This window comes from Clostridium sp. LBM24168 (assembly GCF_052953915.1).
In genome coordinates, this window is the sequence record NZ_CP196861.1 from 2,261,626 (window position 1) to 2,278,451 (window position 16,826).

Annotated in this window: 15 protein-coding genes and 1 other annotated feature; of the genes, 2 read left to right on the forward strand and 13 right to left on the reverse strand. The window is 31.0% G+C overall.

Going from position 1 to position 16,826, the window contains the following annotated elements; genetic code table 11:
• Positions 1 to 57 precede the first annotated feature (57 nt).
• Positions 58 to 1,110, forward strand: coding sequence for a glycosyltransferase (locus ACSVC9_RS11225; protein ID WP_446899846.1), 1,053 nt, complete (start codon positions 58 to 60; stop codon positions 1,108 to 1,110).
• A 55-nt stretch (positions 1,111 to 1,165) separates the two neighbouring features.
• Here the strand turns inward: ACSVC9_RS11225 and ACSVC9_RS11230 are convergent, their stop codons facing one another.
• From ACSVC9_RS11230 to ytxC, 11 genes are all read right to left on the reverse strand, one after another.
• On the reverse strand, positions 1,166 to 2,089 hold the full coding sequence (locus ACSVC9_RS11230) for a glycosyltransferase (protein WP_446897579.1): 924 nt from the start codon (positions 2,087 to 2,089) through the stop codon (positions 1,166 to 1,168).
• An 80-nt stretch (positions 2,090 to 2,169) separates the two neighbouring features.
• Positions 2,170 to 3,159, reverse strand: a complete 990-nt coding sequence (locus ACSVC9_RS11235; RefSeq protein WP_446897580.1) for a glycosyltransferase family 4 protein — start codon at positions 3,157 to 3,159, stop codon at positions 2,170 to 2,172.
• Between the two features lie 106 nt (positions 3,160 to 3,265).
• A complete protein-coding gene (zapA, locus tag ACSVC9_RS11240) occupies positions 3,266 to 3,877 on the reverse strand; it encodes a cell division protein ZapA (protein WP_446897581.1) in 612 nt (203 codons plus the stop codon).
• Positions 3,878 to 4,057: 180 nt separating this feature from the next.
• Positions 4,058 to 6,436, reverse strand: coding sequence for a phenylalanine--tRNA ligase subunit beta (pheT, locus tag ACSVC9_RS11245; protein WP_446897582.1), 2,379 nt, complete (start codon positions 6,434 to 6,436; stop codon positions 4,058 to 4,060).
• Positions 6,437 to 6,448: 12 nt separating this feature from the next.
• Positions 6,449 to 7,471, reverse strand: a complete 1,023-nt coding sequence (gene pheS / locus ACSVC9_RS11250; RefSeq protein ID WP_446897583.1) for a phenylalanine--tRNA ligase subunit alpha — start codon at positions 7,469 to 7,471, stop codon at positions 6,449 to 6,451.
• A 60-nt stretch (positions 7,472 to 7,531) separates the two neighbouring features.
• Positions 7,532 to 7,750: a binding site (T-box leader), on the reverse strand.
• A gap of 61 nt (positions 7,751 to 7,811) precedes the next feature.
• Complete coding sequence (locus ACSVC9_RS11255) at positions 7,812 to 8,600, reverse strand: TrmH family RNA methyltransferase (RefSeq protein ID WP_446899847.1); 789 nt, start codon at positions 8,598 to 8,600, stop codon at positions 7,812 to 7,814.
• An 80-nt stretch (positions 8,601 to 8,680) separates the two neighbouring features.
• Positions 8,681 to 9,040 carry a 50S ribosomal protein L20 gene (gene rplT / locus ACSVC9_RS11260; RefSeq protein WP_446897584.1) on the reverse strand — a complete coding sequence of 120 codons (360 nt, stop codon included), beginning with the start codon at positions 9,038 to 9,040 and terminating at the stop codon, positions 8,681 to 8,683.
• A 27-nt stretch (positions 9,041 to 9,067) separates the two neighbouring features.
• On the reverse strand, positions 9,068 to 9,265 hold the full coding sequence (rpmI, locus tag ACSVC9_RS11265; RefSeq protein WP_446897585.1) for a 50S ribosomal protein L35: 198 nt from the start codon (positions 9,263 to 9,265) through the stop codon (positions 9,068 to 9,070).
• A gap of 23 nt (positions 9,266 to 9,288) precedes the next feature.
• Positions 9,289 to 9,810, reverse strand: a complete 522-nt coding sequence (gene infC / locus ACSVC9_RS11270; RefSeq protein ID WP_446897586.1) for a translation initiation factor IF-3 — start codon at positions 9,808 to 9,810, stop codon at positions 9,289 to 9,291.
• Between the two features lie 227 nt (positions 9,811 to 10,037).
• Positions 10,038 to 11,951 (reverse strand): threonine--tRNA ligase, encoded by a 1,914-nt coding sequence (gene thrS, locus ACSVC9_RS11275; RefSeq protein WP_446897587.1) that lies wholly within the window; start codon positions 11,949 to 11,951, stop codon positions 10,038 to 10,040.
• Positions 11,952 to 12,353: 402 nt separating this feature from the next.
• Complete coding sequence (gene ytxC / locus ACSVC9_RS11280) at positions 12,354 to 13,223, reverse strand: putative sporulation protein YtxC (RefSeq protein ID WP_446897588.1); 870 nt, start codon at positions 13,221 to 13,223, stop codon at positions 12,354 to 12,356.
• Between the two features lie 126 nt (positions 13,224 to 13,349).
• Between ytxC and ACSVC9_RS11285 the strand changes: the two genes are divergently transcribed.
• Positions 13,350 to 14,045, forward strand: coding sequence for a DUF6873 family GME fold protein (locus ACSVC9_RS11285; RefSeq protein ID WP_446897589.1), 696 nt, complete (start codon positions 13,350 to 13,352; stop codon positions 14,043 to 14,045).
• Positions 14,046 to 14,066: 21 nt separating this feature from the next.
• On the opposite strand, the gene hydF is transcribed toward ACSVC9_RS11285, so the two are convergent.
• Both hydF and ACSVC9_RS11295 read right to left on the reverse strand, forming a co-directional pair.
• Positions 14,067 to 15,302 (reverse strand): [FeFe] hydrogenase H-cluster maturation GTPase HydF, encoded by a 1,236-nt coding sequence (hydF, locus tag ACSVC9_RS11290; RefSeq protein WP_446897590.1) that lies wholly within the window; start codon positions 15,300 to 15,302, stop codon positions 14,067 to 14,069.
• Positions 15,303 to 15,319: 17 nt separating this feature from the next.
• Positions 15,320 to 16,717, reverse strand: a complete 1,398-nt coding sequence (locus ACSVC9_RS11295) for an aspartate ammonia-lyase (RefSeq protein WP_446897591.1) — start codon at positions 16,715 to 16,717, stop codon at positions 15,320 to 15,322.
• Between the last annotated feature and the right edge of the window lie 109 nt (positions 16,718 to 16,826).

The window sequence follows — 16,826 nt, forward strand, 5'->3', positions numbered from 1 at the left end:
GAAAAAGCTTAAAAAGGAGATGATTTTTTGTCAAATTCCATAACCATAAGTTTATGTATGATAATTAAAAACGAAGAAAAAGTTATAGAAAGATGTCTTACTTCAATTAAAGATATAGTAGATGAAATAATAATTGTAGATACGGGTTCTTCTGATAATTCAGTAAAAATATGTAAAAATTTTACTGATAAAATATACAATTTTAAATGGACAGATGACTTTTCTTCTGCTAGAAATTATTCTTTCAGCAAAGCAACTAAAGAATATATATTCTGGATGGATGCAGATGATATTCTTCTTCCCGAAGACATAAAAAAATTTAAAGTATTAAAAGAAACTTTGAACCATTCTGTAGATTCCGTAACAATGAAATACAATGTTGGATTTGACAAATATGGAAACGTGACTTTAAGCTACAGAAGAAATAGACTAGTAAAAAAAGTAAAGAATTTTAAATGGATAGGATTTGTTCACGAATATCTCAAAGTATATGGAAATATTCTTAACAGCAGCATAAGTATAACCCATAAAAAGCTTGAATATAAACCCAAAAGGAATATAGAAATATATGAAAATAAATTAAAGGAAGGCGTAGCCTTTTCCTTAAGAGATACATTATATTATGGAAATGAACTTTATGATCACAAAAGATATAAAGAGGCAATTGAATATTATACTAGATTTCTAAACTCAAATATGGGCTGGTATGAAGATAATATAAATGTATGTAATAAAATATGTGATTATTATCAGCAAATCAACGAATTTAAAAAATCACGAAACTATATATTTAAGAGTTTTGAATATGATAACCCAAGAGCAGAAGGCTGCTGTAGAGCTGCTCTCTCATTTCTAAGCGAAAACAGACTCCTTCAATCAATATTCTGGTATGATATGGCCCTAAAAGTAGAAAAACCTAAAGACAGCCTTGGATTTTTTAATGATGCATACTGGACATGGATTCCCCATCTTCAATTATGTGTATGTTACGATAAAGTCGGTAATCATAAACTAGCTTACAAACACAACGAAATGGCAGCAGCATTTATACCCGAAGATGAAAGAATTAAATTTAATAGAAAATACTTTGAAAGCCTTGGGATTTCATAAATTACATTAAAATTTGGGCTACCTATCTTAAAATAATAAGTATATGGTAGCTTATCTATAATAAATTATTACCTTTTAATTTCTGAATTACATTGTCAATTCTTTTATCCCAACTGTTATTTAATGAAAACCTTCTTCTTGCAACTGCCGCTTCTACGTTATTATCATTAATTGCTCTATTCAAGTTTATAATAAACTCTGTATTATCTTTGGATACATAACATAATTTCCTAAATTTACTGAGTTCATGTATATCAGTACTGACTACTGGTTTCCCTAATGCCAAATATTCATATAATTTTATAGGATTACAGCTGTTTGTCATTTCATTTACTTTAAAGGGTATAATACAGCAATTAAAATTATTTATATAAAATGGAAGTTCCCAATATTTTTTCTCTCCTAAAAAGTATACGTTATTTTTATTGAAGTTTAAACTTACATTGCCAATTATAGGCCCTACAAAAACGATATAATAACTATTATTTGATATATATTCTATCAATTTCCAATCTATCCAACTGGCCACTGCACCTATATAACCTATAATTTTTTTGCCTTTTGGCAAATCATCAGGAATACTTTTTTTGTCTAGTGAAAAATTACCTATATCCAGTCCATTTTTTATTATATAAACTTTACGATATCTAGTTGAAAATTTATCATAGAGTTTTTCAGAAGTTGTAAACACAATATCTGCTTTCCTCAGCATATCTTTTAAATGTACCTTCCAGCTTTCAAACTCATGTGAATAATCGTCTATTATATCAAATATTATATAATCATGGTATATTTTATTTATTCTGGTTACATTCTCTGGATGAGAACACCATAATATTATTGGTTTCTTCAATACATTTGTATCTATTTTGTAATTAGCTCCAACCTCATATAAATTTTTATTTAATTTTATAACATAATCTTTTCTTATATTATCTATATAATATACAGTATATCCTCTCTCACTTAATTTTCTCATTATTTGCTGTGGCCTTTGATACATCCTATTATATGGAATTGTAGGCATTTGAATAAAAGTCGCCATAAAAATCACCTTATTCAATTCAATAAAATCTTGTAACTTTCATATAATCTATCTATACACTTTTCCCAGTTATAATTTAAATTGATATACCTCATTAATTTATTATTCTTGCCAACATTTAAAGCAGCTTCAAGGGACTTTCTTATACTATCTTCATTATAGGGATTGCAATAAATACATTTATCCTTGAAATATTCAGTACTGCTTCCCTCTGAAGTTGACACTATATTACATCCAACGGAGGCAGCTTCAAGTGATGAAAGTCCCGGAGTTTCTACAAAACTTGGAAGTATATGAACTCTTGCATATTTATAGGCATTGTATAAATTATATCTACTCATAAATCCCAGATATTTTACATTCTCATACTTCATACACTTCTCAAAATATTCTCTATTATTTATATTTCCTACAAGTACCAATTCACAGTCAAAATATTGGCATACTCTACTTAATGCAAGTTGATTTTTTCTTCTGCATATTCTGGCCGAACAAAGTATGTATTCATTCAAGCCATATCTTTTCTTAAAATCAAATTTTTCAATATTACCGATATTACATTCAACTCCGTTATATATAACTGTATACGGTATATTTATATTAAAATCTCTGCATATTATCTCTCCTTCAAGTTCACTGTTAGGATATATCATATCACAGCCCTGAAGTATATCTTTTCTTCTAACATTACCTCTATTCCATAATTCTATATCATATTCATCATTAATAAATTTATAGTATTTAATTAAATTCCAATATATAGGAGATAGTACTACTTTTTTTTCATAGTACCTGGCCCTTTTATAATAATTATAAGTATCTCTTATTCTTATCAGATTAAATAAGTGGACAATATCGTACTTTGAATAATCCTGTACTTTTCCCGTATTTATATCAACTTTTACACCTTTTCTTTCAAGATATTTTATAGTTTTTATAAATTGCACAGAATCTCCTGCAAAATTTCTGTAGTAATCCTTTCTTATACAAAACAATATATTCACCGTATATAACTCCTAGACTAACTTGATATATTAATATTATTATATGCAGGATATCAGAAATATTTACATAAAGGAACCGAACTAAAATTTTCTATTAGTTCGGTTTCTACTTAGATTTATCACTCAAAAGAGGATTTTTCCTACTTCTTTCCTTTGCCAGACTTATCTGATTCTCTTCCAGCTTATTTTGAAGATCCATTATTTTATATTTAAAGGATTGAATTTTAAACTTGTAATCTTTATTCTCTGATTTAATTTTCGCATTTTCTTTTAAGTGCTCCTTGGCAGCTTCCTTAGTTAGGTTTATTTCCTTTTTTAATCTTTCAATTTCATTATTCTTTTCCGCAGCTTCTTCCCTGGAATACTCCTCATGATCGTAATCCTTTAATTTTTGTTGGAGCTCTGCATTATATTCTTCCATATGCTTAAGTTGCTTTTTCAGAGAAGATATCTCTTCTTCATATACTTTCTGAATTTTTTTAAATTGTTCAGATTCCTTTTCTAGTTTTTTATTAACTTCTTTTATCTTAAACATATCGTCAGCTACATTTACTGCTGACAGTATAGCTGCTGAGGAAGTGCTTAATTTATTATTAATTTCTAGTATATTCTTTACTTTCTTGTCTACATAACTAGCCAACCTATGTAAATACTCTTCCTGTTCGTCACCTTTTAAGTTATATTCTATACCATTTATGACAACTGTCACCACATTCATTTGAACACCCTCTCAGATACTACTGTTTTCAATAATCCATAAAACCATTTTATCACAAATTCCACATATGTTAAACTACCAATTAGACTTTATAGGTAAAAAATACCTATTTTAATTTTTCAAATAGGACTTTACTGTTAGTTATTTGCATCCAACAGTAAAGTCAGTACATTAATTTATCTATCTTAATTTTGCTTCAAGTTTATTTTCAAGAGCTTTCAATATCCTATCATGAACTTTATTTACTTCCAAATCCGTCAAAGTTCTATCTTCAAGTCTATAGGATATTGAATATGCTATAGATTTCTTCCCTTTTTCTATTTGTTCTCCCGTATATACATCAAATAATTTTATATTTTCAACCATTTTACCGCCTTGCTTTTTAATTATATTCTCTATATCCTCTACAAGCACATTTTTGTCTACAAGTATGGAAATATCTCTTGAAACTGCGGGAAATTTAGGTAATGGGCTATATTTTTTACTAGAATTTGAATACTTATAAATCAGATCAAGATTCAATTCAAATACATAGCATCTAGACTCAATGCCATAGTTATCAGCTACATTTGGGTGTATCTCGCCGAGAACACCTACAAATTCATTTTTTATATACAAGTTTGCAGTTCTACCGGGATGAAAAGTTGGATTATTACTCTCTCTCTTTAATAAAAAATCTCTTATTTGAAAAGCGGATAGAATATTCTCCACAACACCTTTTAGATCAAAATAATCCACATTCCCATACATGCCCACAGTTATCATGTTCTTTTCATCAGGAAGTTTATCCGTATCATCCTTTGGTATATATATTCTTCCTATCTCAAATAATCTTGCGAACTCATTTTTTCTGGAATAATTCCTACCAAGTGCCTCCATCATAGGTGGAATTGTAGTTGTTCTCATTATACTATAATCTTCACCTAACGGATTTCTTATAGTTACTACTTTTCTCAATATACTATTTTTATCAAGGCATATTTTATCAAAAGACTTTTTACTGAAAAATGAATAACTTATAGATTGGTTTAGACCACTTGCAATAAGTATATCTACTATTTTGTCATCTAATTTCTGTTTTCCACTCTTTCCACCCCTAGTATTCACACTTTCTATTATAGTAGATGGAATTTTATCATATCCATACATTCTTGCCACTTCTTCTGCTACATCTTCTTTTATATTAATATCACTTCTAAATGTAGGAACATAAATCTTCAACATATCACCTTTTATTTTTGTTTTTAATTCAAGTCTGTCAAGATCTTCTGCCATTTCCTTTTCAGGTATGTCTATGCCAAGAAATTTATTAATCCAATCTGAATTTACTTCCACATAATGAGGTTCAACTTTTTTATTATAAATATCGATACTTCCTTTAACAATTTCTCCTGCACAAAGTTGTTCTACTAGATGGCAGGCCCTATCCATGGCAACTTCAGCAAGGTTTGGATCAAGATCCTTCTCAAATCTAGATGAAGCTTCAGTTCTAAGTGTAAGTTTTTGTGTAGAAATCCTTATATTGGTACCATCAAAATTTGCACATTCAAACACTATATCTTTGGTATCATCTTTTATTTCTGAATTAAGTCCCCCCATTATTCCTGCAATACCTATCGCTCTATCTCCATCTCTTATTGTAAGTACATCCTTATCGAGTTCTCTTTCCTCACCATCAAGAGTAGTAAATTTTTCTCCATCCTGAGCTCGTTTTACAACTATGGTATTGGATTCTATATTTCTTATATCATAAGCATGCATAGGTTCTCCAATTTCAAGCATAACAAAATTAGTTATATCAACTATATTATTTATAGGTCTTACTCCAGCTTCTAAAAGTCTTTTCTGCATCCAGGAAGGAGATTGATCTATTTTTACATTTTTTATTATTTTTGCTATGTACCTTCTACAAAGATCGTCTTTTACTTCAACTTTCAATTCATCTTCAACATTGTCATCCTTGGATTCTCTGTATACAACATCTGGCATTTTATATTTTTTATTCAACGTTGCAGCTGTTTCTCTAGCTATTCCTACAACACTCAGGCAATCCGGCCTGTTGGACGTTATCTCAAAATCTATTACACTACTATCCATATCAATAACTGATTTTATATCCTTACCGATAGGTGTTGATTCTGGAAGTATCATAAGTCCATGAACTGGTTTGTCTCCAGCTATACCAAGTTCTTCTTCAGAACAAAACATACCATTTGACATAAGTCCCCTAAGTTTTCCCTTCTTTATCTTCACCCCACCGTGTATAGTAGAACCATGCAGGGCTACAGGTATTATATCCTGTTCTTTCATATTTGTGGCAGCCGTTATTATCTGAATAGGTTCATCTTCTCCTATATCAACGCTGCACACAAATAATTTATCTGCATCAGGATGCTTTTCTATATTTAAGATTTTACCTGTAACTACATTATTTATTTCGTTTCCTGTAGTTATGACTTCTTCAACTTTCGATCCACTCAACGTCAATTTATCTCCCAATTCCTCCGCTGGAATATCCACATTCACATAATCTTTTAGCCATCTTACTGGAACTTTCATAAGTAACTCCTCCTAAAATTGATTTAAAAATCTCATATCACTTTCATACATATTTCTTATATCATCTATGCCATATTTCAACATAACCATTCTATCCACACCCATGCCAAAAGCAAATCCACTGTATATTTCGGGATCTATGCCACAATTTCTCAATACATAAGGGTGTACCATTCCACATCCTAAAAGTTCTATCCATCCTTCTCCTTTACACACCTTGCACCCTTTTCCACCGCACACAAAGCATGTGGCATCCATTTCTGCAGAAGGTTCTGTAAATGGGAAATGATGTGGTCTAAATTTCGTATTTATTTTTTCACCAAACATCTTCTTCGCAAACAATTCAAGAGTTCCCTTTAAATTTGCAAAAGTTATCCCTTTGTCAACTACAAGTCCTTCCATTTGATAGAATATAGGTGAATGAGTTGCATCCACAGCATCTGAACGATAAACCTTTCCCGGAGATATCATTTTTATCGGAGGCTTCTGTTTCTCCATAGTTCTTATCTGTATTGGTGAAGTCTGAGTTCTAAGAACCACATTATCATTTATATAGAAAGTATCTTGTTCGCCTCTTGCTGGATGATTCTTGGGTATGTTAAGCGCTTCAAAATTATAGTAGTCAAGTTCCACTTCCGGGCCCTCTTCTATAGTAAATCCCATTGAAATAAAGATTTGTTTCATATCTTCCAAAGTCTGCTCAAGAGGATGTCTCTTACCTATAATCTGTTTTCTTCCGGGCATAGTTATATCAATTATTTCATTCTTCAACTTACTTTCTCTCTCTGTATTCTTCATCATTTTTGCAGTTTCCTCTATTGCATTCTCAAGACTTTTTCTCACTTCATTGGCTAATTTTCCAATTATCGGTCTCTCTTCCGATGAAAGTGATTTCATGCTTCTCAATATTTTGGTAAGTTCTCCTTTTTTTCCTAAATACTTTATTCTTATGTCATTTATCTCCACATTGTCTTTTTTACTTTTCAACTCATTAATAGCATCATCTTTTATCTTTTGTAACTTTTCCTTTATCATCATAGCGTCTCCTTTCATATTACAACATATAAAATTTCAAAATAAAAAAGAGTTCATCCCAAAAGGGACGAACTCTATATCCGCGTTACCACCCAAATTGATATCTTAAAATATCCACTTGTAAAATTTAACGGTTCTAACCGCCAATTGCTACTAAAGTATTCACAATTGGAACTCCAGAACGAACTTCAAAGTATAATAACTCTAAGAAAACTCTCAACCAAAATTTTCTCTCTCTGTAAATAATTATACTTTTACTCTTTCTATCAAAGTACAATATACAGTTTTATTGCATATTGTAAATATTACAATTATCCTATTATAATGTCAACATAAAAAATCAATTTAATTTTTGCCTTACAACTTCAAACATCATAATTGATACAGCTACAGAAGCATTTAAAGATTCAGCATTTCCAGGCATCGGTATTTTGACCTTTACATCCGCCATATTTTTTACTTCATTGCTCAATCCATTTCCTTCATTTCCCACTGCCAATATTACTTTACTCTTCAGATCTACATCATAAAAATTCATGCTTGCATCAATTGTACCCGCCACAATTCTAAATCCATCTTCTTTTAATGATTTTACAATCTTGAAATCATAATCTTGCAGTACAGGCATATAAAAAATAGATCCCATAGTTGACCTGAGTGTTTTTTCATTATATACATCTACAGTTCCCTTAGTCAATATTACACCTAATGCCCCAGAAGCATGGGCGCTTCTTATTATAGTTCCCATGTTCCCCGGATCTTGGATTTTATCTGCAAGTACATAGAAACCATCCTTCTTTTCCATCTTTAAATTGGTATTCTTGACTACAGCAATTATCCCTTGTGAATTATCTGTACTGCTTATAGTATTGAATATATCAGGTAATGTATAGTATACCTTGACATCAAAGCTTATATTTATATTTTTGCTTTTTAAGTATTCTTTCCATTTATCACTTAGATCCTCATTTATAAAAATCATTGAAATTTTAAATTTAGATTTAACAGCCTCTTCTACAAACCTGAATCCTTCTACCAAAAATTCACCTTTATGATCTCTATATTTCTTATCTTTTAGTTTTTTTACTTCCTTAATCTGAAGATTGCTTCTACTTTTTATAATATTCAATAATTTCACCCGAGCCTCTATTAAATACTAACATAAAAGAGCGTAGAAACACTACACTCCTATGTAAACAAATGCAATTTTTATGCAGTTAACTGCTTTTTAGCTATTTCAGCCAGTTCAGTAAATGCCTTCGGATCATTTATTGCTATTTCTGAAAGCATCTTTCTGTTCATATCTATTCCCGCAGTCTTTATTCCATTTATAAATCTTGAATAGGAAAGTCCATTTAATCTTGCTGCAGCATTTATTCTCGCTATCCAGAGCTTCCTAAAATCTCTTTTCTTCAGTCTTCTTCCTACATATGCATTTCTAAGTGCTCTTATAACCGACTCATTGGCAGTTTTAAATAATTTGCTTCTTCCACCATAATAGCCTTTAGCCAGCTTTAATACTTTTTTATGATATTTACGAGCATTTACAGCTCTCTTTACTCTTGCCATCTTTTAACCTCCTTCTAGAATTTCCTACTATAAATAAGGTAGTAAATCTTTCATATTTTTCTCTTGAGCTTCTGCAACATATCCTGTTTTTCTAAGATTCCTTTTTACTTTTGAACTTTTGGCCGTCAATTTATGACTTTTATAAGCTTTTGCTCTTTTAAGCTTTCCAGTTCCTGTAATTTTAAATCTCTTTGCTGCACCCTTCTTAGTTTTCATTTTTGGCATAACAATTCCTCCTCTCGATTCAATTATGCTTTTTTAGGTGATAAAATCATTATCATATTTCTTCCCTCAAGTTTTGCCTTTTTTTCTATTGTACAGGCATCTTCAAGCTTGGAATAAAAATTATTTAATATTTTTCTCCCAGTAAATGAATACTCTGCTTCTCTTCCTCTAAATCTAATCGTAACTTTAACTTTATCCCCTGCCAGTAAAAATTTTCTCGCATTATTGGACTTAATGGATATGTCATGTTCTTCAATAGTGGGACTAAGCCTTACTTCTTTTATTACAACAACTTTTTGCTTCTTTCTGGATTCTTTATCTTTCTTTGTCTGCTCATAAAGAAATTTACCATAGTTCATTATTTTGCATACAGGTGGTTTTGCATTTGGAGATATCATCACCAAATCCAGCTCACTTTCTTCTGCAAGTCTAATAGCTTTATCCAAGGATATAATCCCAAATTGATTACCATCATTTCCAATAGTTCTTACTTCTTTTTCCCTTATTTCTTCATTTACAAGAAAACCTTTATTAATAATTTTCACCTCCTAAATAAAATATCAGTGACACATATAAAAAAGAGACAGCTCAAAGCCGTCCCTTAATACTTCAATAGAAAAATAGTAAAATCCCATATTGAAATCCCTGATAACCTTACTAGCAATGCCGTAAGGTGAGAAACGGCTGGTTTCTTCTTTAAACTCAACTTTTCTTAGTATAATACAGATATTAGTTATTGTCAATATATTAGTACTATGATTTTATATACTTTTTAAATATCCCTTGATTTTTGAGTTATATGCTCTTTAACTTTAGAAATAAATTCATCAAGTTGCATGCTTCCTATATCTCCAGTTTTTCTGCTTCTAACGGATATATTTCCTTCCTTTACTTCTTTCTCCCCTATTATAATCATATATGGCACTTTCTGAATCTGTGCTTCTCTTATTTTGTATCCTATCTTCTCATTTCTAATATCAGATTCCACCCTAATATCATTTTCTTTCAACTTATTTACAATTTTGTTGACATAGTCAATTTGCGAATCAGTTATATTCATAACTTCAACCTGAACTGGTGCTAACCAAACTGGAAAAGCTCCAGCATAGTTTTCTATCAAAATTCCTATAAATCTTTCTATAGATCCAAATACAACCCTGTGAAGCATAACTGGTCTATGTTTTTCTCCATCCGGACCTACATAACTGAGATCAAAACATGCAGGCATCTGAAAATCAAGCTGAACTGTTCCACATTGCCATGTTCTCCCTATTGAATCCCTCAGATGAAAATCTATTTTAGGTCCATAAAAGGCTCCATCCCCTTCATTTACCTTATAATCCAGGCCTGCCGCCTCCAATGCAGACTTCAAGCCGTCTGTTGCAGCATTCCAGTCATCATCACTTCCCATGGAATTCTCAGGTCTTGTGGATAACTCTACAAAATATTCAAATCCAAATACTTTATAGAAATTGTCTATTAATTTTATTACATTCAAAAGTTCATCTTTAATCATGTCCTTAGTTATAAATATATGTGCATCATCCTGAGTAAAGCATCTTACTCTCATAAGGCCGTGAAGTGCCCCTGATTTCTCATGTCTATGAACAATTCCCATTTCTCCATACCTTATAGGAAAATCTTTATAGGAATGCAGTTTACTTTTATAAACAAGTATTGACCCAGGACAATTCATTGGCTTTATGGCATAATCTTCATCATCTATCTTAGTAAAGTACATATTTTCTTTATAATGATCCCAATGTCCTGACTTATGCCATAATTCCTCATTCAATATAATCGGAGTCATTATTTCGTCATATCCAGCTTTTCTGTGAACTTCTCTCCAAAATTCTTGAAGTGTATTTCTTATAACCATTCCCTTTGGATGAAAGAAAGGAAATCCCGGTCCTTCTTCATGTATACTGAATAGATCAAGCTCCTTGCCTAATTTTCTATGATCTCTCTTTTTTGCTTCTTCTATCATTTTCAAATAATCCTGTAGTTCACTCTTTTTTTCAAAAGCAATTCCATATATTCTTTGAAGCATCTTGTTCTTCTCATTCCCTCTCCAGTAGGCCCCTGCAATTGAAAGAAGTTTAACCACTTTTACTTTACCTGTTGAAGGTACATGAGGCCCAGCACAAAGATCTATAAAATCTCCCTGTTTGTAAAAAGTTATTATTGCATCCTCTGGAAGATCTCTAATCAATTCAACCTTATAGGGTTCTCCTGCTTCTTCCATTGTTTTTATAGCCTCAAGTCTCGGAAGTTCAAATTTTTCCAATTTTTCATTTTCTTTTATTATTCTATTCATTTCTATTTCAATCTTCTCAAGTAGCTCTGGAGTAAATGAAAAATCTGCATCCATATCATAGTAAAATCCGTTGTCTATAGCAGGTCCTATGGCTAATTTTACATCCGGATACAGTCTTTTAACTGCTTGAGCAAGTATATGAGATGCAGTATGCCATAATATTCTCTTTCCTTCTTTATCTTCAAATGTCAATATCTCAAGTTTACAATCCTCATTTACCTCTCTCATAAGTTCTACAACTTTTCCGTTCAACCTAGCACCTAATGCCTTTTTCCCAAGAGAGATGCTTATTTTAGATGCTATATCTGCTATAGTAGATCCATTCTCAACTTCAATTACTTTTCCATTTTTCAAAGATACCTTTATCATTACTTTTCCTCCCCTTACAAGATATATCTAAATATTGCAATTTTTAAGCCAAAAAAACCCATCCCCTAATTATGGGACGAGCTATTGCCGTGTTTCCACCCAAATTAACTGCAAAACTATGCTATTGTAGATTACATACAATAATACATAATTTATACTGTTATCTCTATACCTTTAACGCAGGCCAACGAAAATACTTAATAATAGAATATTATTTAATTCTACATTCAGTATTCAGTTCAAAGGTGGTTTTTCAACAAACATCATCTAAAAAACCTCTCAGCTAATAAGTTTTTATCTCTTAAGACAATATTTTATCTACTTTTCCTCGTCATTACTCTTGTTTATGATATTTATTTTATTATTCTAAAGCAAATATGTCAATATAAAAATTCAATTTACTTATACATTGCATTTATTATAAAGCTCAACCCTGTCAGTAAATACCTTTTGTATTGTATCTATAAGTTCCTCATTTTTGCAATTCTCTATAGAATGTATACATATCCTCCCAGGAGCATTGGTTATAAGAGCACTTATAAGCATATCTTCAAAAGTTGCATCCTTATTGTTCCTACACTCATCCAGTTCACTAAACAATTTATCTGTTATATCTTCACCATTTCCATCTCTTATAACATAATTTCCACTATCCTCTATAAATATATCCAAATAATCTATTTTACTTTCCTGTATTTCCACAAAATATTTTAGGAGCTTTATAAACTCATCATATTCTTTTTCAACCATATATTTTTCTACTACTCTATCTACTATACTTTCAAAATCATTCAAAATATTTTTCATTCTAAATGTAATAAATCCTTCTATATTTATATTATTGTTTTCATCTATACATTTTATTATTTTTTCAATTATGGAATTTTTTTTATTTATACAATAGATAGAATCAGAATCTATAATGGATATATTACCCTTAGTACAATTGAGACTTTCCTTTTTTACATGCTCCATTTCCTCACTCTTCAAAAAGAAGTAAGTTTCATTTAAAAAGTTATCTATTTCCTTTCTATAAAATTCATCTATCATTATATTATATAATATATCGGCTACATAAATATTGAATATATTTTTAAGTCGCTCATTTAAGTCACTATCGCAAAATATTCTTAGGAAGTGAGTATCGGATTCCATCCTTTCAGATACACCTATATTTATATTTTTGCCTTTAAAATATTCTCTCATAGATTTTATTCCATTTATTATATATTCTCCTCTTTCAACCTTATAAATTAAAACCAATAACGGCATTTTTCACACTCCCTTCCCAAATAGTATGCGTCTAAACAAAATCTATATTCAAAATTTGATTGTCAAATATCGACAAGTTTAACTTACTAGTTTATAATGTTTACAAACATAAAAGGGGCAATTCATATGAAATATGCAATTATTGATTTTAGAACAAGTGAAGAAGAGAAAAAAAATTTAATAAAGCTTGGGGCAAAAATTATAATATGCCCACCTTGCAAAGATCTCTATAATGAAGTTTGCGGTCATCCAGACATGCTTCTTCATTTCATCGATAAAACCACTGCCGTAGTTCATAAAAACATAGATAAAAATTTTGTCAAAAAATTAAACAACATAGGGATAAGCGTAATTTTGTCAAAAAACAGTCTTACAGATAAATATCCAAATGACATAATTTTAAATGCACTTAATCTTCCTAGGTTATTTGTACACAATTTAAAATATACAGACTATGCACTATTAAATAATATAGAATACAAAAAATTTATAAATGTAAATCAAGGCTATACTAAATGTTCTTCAGCTGTAATTGATGCAAATTCAATAATTACAAGTGATACAAGTATTTATACTGCACTTTTGAAAGAAGATGTAGATGTCCTTAAAATCCCACCTGGAGATATTCTACTTCCAGGCTTTAACTATGGATTCATAGGTGGATGCTGTGGTACTTTTGACAATTATGTAGTATTCTTTGGAGATCTGAATTATTATTGTTATGCAGAAAAAGTATTTGCTTTTTTAGAAAAACATAATATGAAAACCATATTCTTAAAAAATGGGAAGCTTACAGATAGGGGAAGTATATTTTTTATATAGATATACAAATCTTAATTTTCATTAGTTATCTTCTTTCCATACCATATTTGCCAGTGGAAAAGGTTTTAGCGCCCTATCAAGTATACCTTGAACATACGCAATAAGTATACCATAGTTAACTATTGGGACGTTAAATTTTTTTGCTGAATTAATTCTATAAAGCATAGCCGATTTGTTTAACATACATCCACCACAGTGAACTATAAGTTCATATTTTTTTATATTATCTTTAAAAGAAACCCCTGATGAATATTCAAAGTTTATCCTCTTCCCAGTAGCCTGTCTTATCCATCTAGGTATTTTAACTGTCCCTATATCATCTGACTGTCTGTGATGTGTGCATCCTTCAGCTATCAATACTTTATCTCCATCCTTTAATTTATTTATAGCTTTTACTCCTTTTATAAGCTCTACAAGATCGCCCTTGTATCTCGCAAACAGTATTGAAAAAGAAGTCATCAATATATCCTTGGGTGTATCAGCGGCAACTTTCAAAAATACCTGAGAGTCTGTTACAACTATTTTAGGTTTTTTTGACAAATTTTCAAGAGTTTCCCTCAATTCATATTCTTTTGTAACTATGGCCATGGCATCACTTTCCAAAATATCTCTTATTGTCTGCTGCTGTGGGAGTATAAGCCTTCCTTTAGGTGCTGCTTTATCTATCGGAATTACTAGAACTACAAAATCTCCTGGACTTATCAAATCTCCAATTATCTTAAATTTATCATTATTTTCAGGTAATATTTTTATAATCTCATCTTTTAGTTTTTTCACACCAAGGCCTGTAATCGTGGATACTTTCACTACCGTGAGCTCAAATTTTTTATTTATATTTTTAATTTCATTGTCACTCACATCGAATAAATCCGACTTATTTAAAACAATTATAACTGGAATTTTCTTTTCTTTTATACTATTTATTATATATATATCATAATCTGTTATTCCAGCAGTTGAATCCACTACAATTATTGATATATCGGCTTCATTTAGAACTTTCATAGTTTTTTCTTTTCTAAGTTCCCCCAATTCACCGATATCATCGAGTCCAGCAGTGTCTATTATTACACATGGTCCTATTGGGAGAATTTCCATAGATTTATAAACAGGATCTGTCGTAGTTCCCTTAATATCTGATACAATAGCTATATTCTGTTGAGTCACAGCATTTATTATGCTTGACTTTCCAGCATTCCTTTTTCCAAAAAGAGCTATATGTGTTCTAACTGAACGCGGTGTCTCATTCAAACTCATCATTACACCTCCTACTATTATTCACCAGGTATACCTGATTTGGTGAGTTGATATGGATTCATTATCTCATCGATTTTATCTTTTGATAAAATTTCCATTTCATATAAAACATCCTTTATTGACTTATTTTCTTTTAATGCTTTTTTGGCTAACTCACTGGTTCTATCATATCCTATATAACGTACAAGAGCGGCAGCCACTGCTGTAGAAGCTTCTATATTTTTTTCGCAATTTTCCCTGTTTATATTGATATTTGCAATGCATCTTTCCCTGAATATTATAACTGCTCTTTCTAAAAGTTCCAGTGATTCAAGAAGACATTCTGCAATCAAAGGAGTAAATGCATTTAATTCAAGCTGACCCGATCCAGCTGCCATAGTTATTGCTGCATCATTTGATATTACTCTCATGCTAACCTGGGAAACCATTTCAGTTATAACAGGGTTGACCTTACCTGGCATTATAGTAGAACCTGCTTGAACTTCCGGAAGAATAACCTCTCCAATTCCACCTCTTGGACCAGAATTTAAGATTCTCAAGTCACTGGAAATTTTCATGAGGTTAACAGCCAGAGATTTCAATAATCCTGATACCTCCACAAATACATCGCAATTTTGGGTAATATCCATAGGATAATCGGATCTTGCAATTCCAAGTCCTGTCAAATCCTGAAGAACATCTGTTATTTCATATATAAATTTATTAGGAGCATTAAATCCAGTACCTATTGCAGTGCCACCTATATTTATTTCCCTAAGCCTTTCCTCAGACTTGTAAATTCTCCATCTGTCCCTTGCTATTGCCCTCGAATAAGCTCCAAATCCCTGTCCAACCATCATTGGAAGTGCATCCATTAATTCAGTTCTACCAAGTTTCAATATATCTGAAAATTGATTTTCCTTAGCTTGTAATTCTTCCTGAAGGTCAGCTAGAGAACTGCTCAATTTTCTTATATCACGTATAGCTGCAATTCTAAGCGCTGTTGGGTAAACATCATTAGTAGATTGAGACATATTAACGTCGTTAAGAGGATGCACTAAACTATAGTTCCCTTTTTTACCTCCAAGTATTTCTATCGCCCTATTGGCAATAACTTCATTTACATTCATATTTGTAGATGTTCCTGCACCACCCTGAAACACACTTAACTTGAACTGTTCATCGAATTGTCCATCTACAACTTCCCCACTAGCTTTAATTATTGCATTTGCCTTTTCAATTGATATCTCACCTAAATCTTTATTGACTATAGCTGCGGCTTTTTTTATAAGTGCAATTTCTTTTATTAAATTAAGATTATTGATCTTGCCCTGTAAATTAAAATTTTCCAAAGCTCTAAGTGTATTTATACCAAAGTAGTCTGAATTAGATATTTCCCGGGTTCCAAGTAAATCTTTCTCTATTCTGAAGCACATATTTTACCTCCTCATAAAAGATCCATGTAATAATTAATATTAGACTGAAAGTTTTACATTTTCAAGTGCTATTACACTATTTAGCTACACAAAATTTAGAACTCTGATT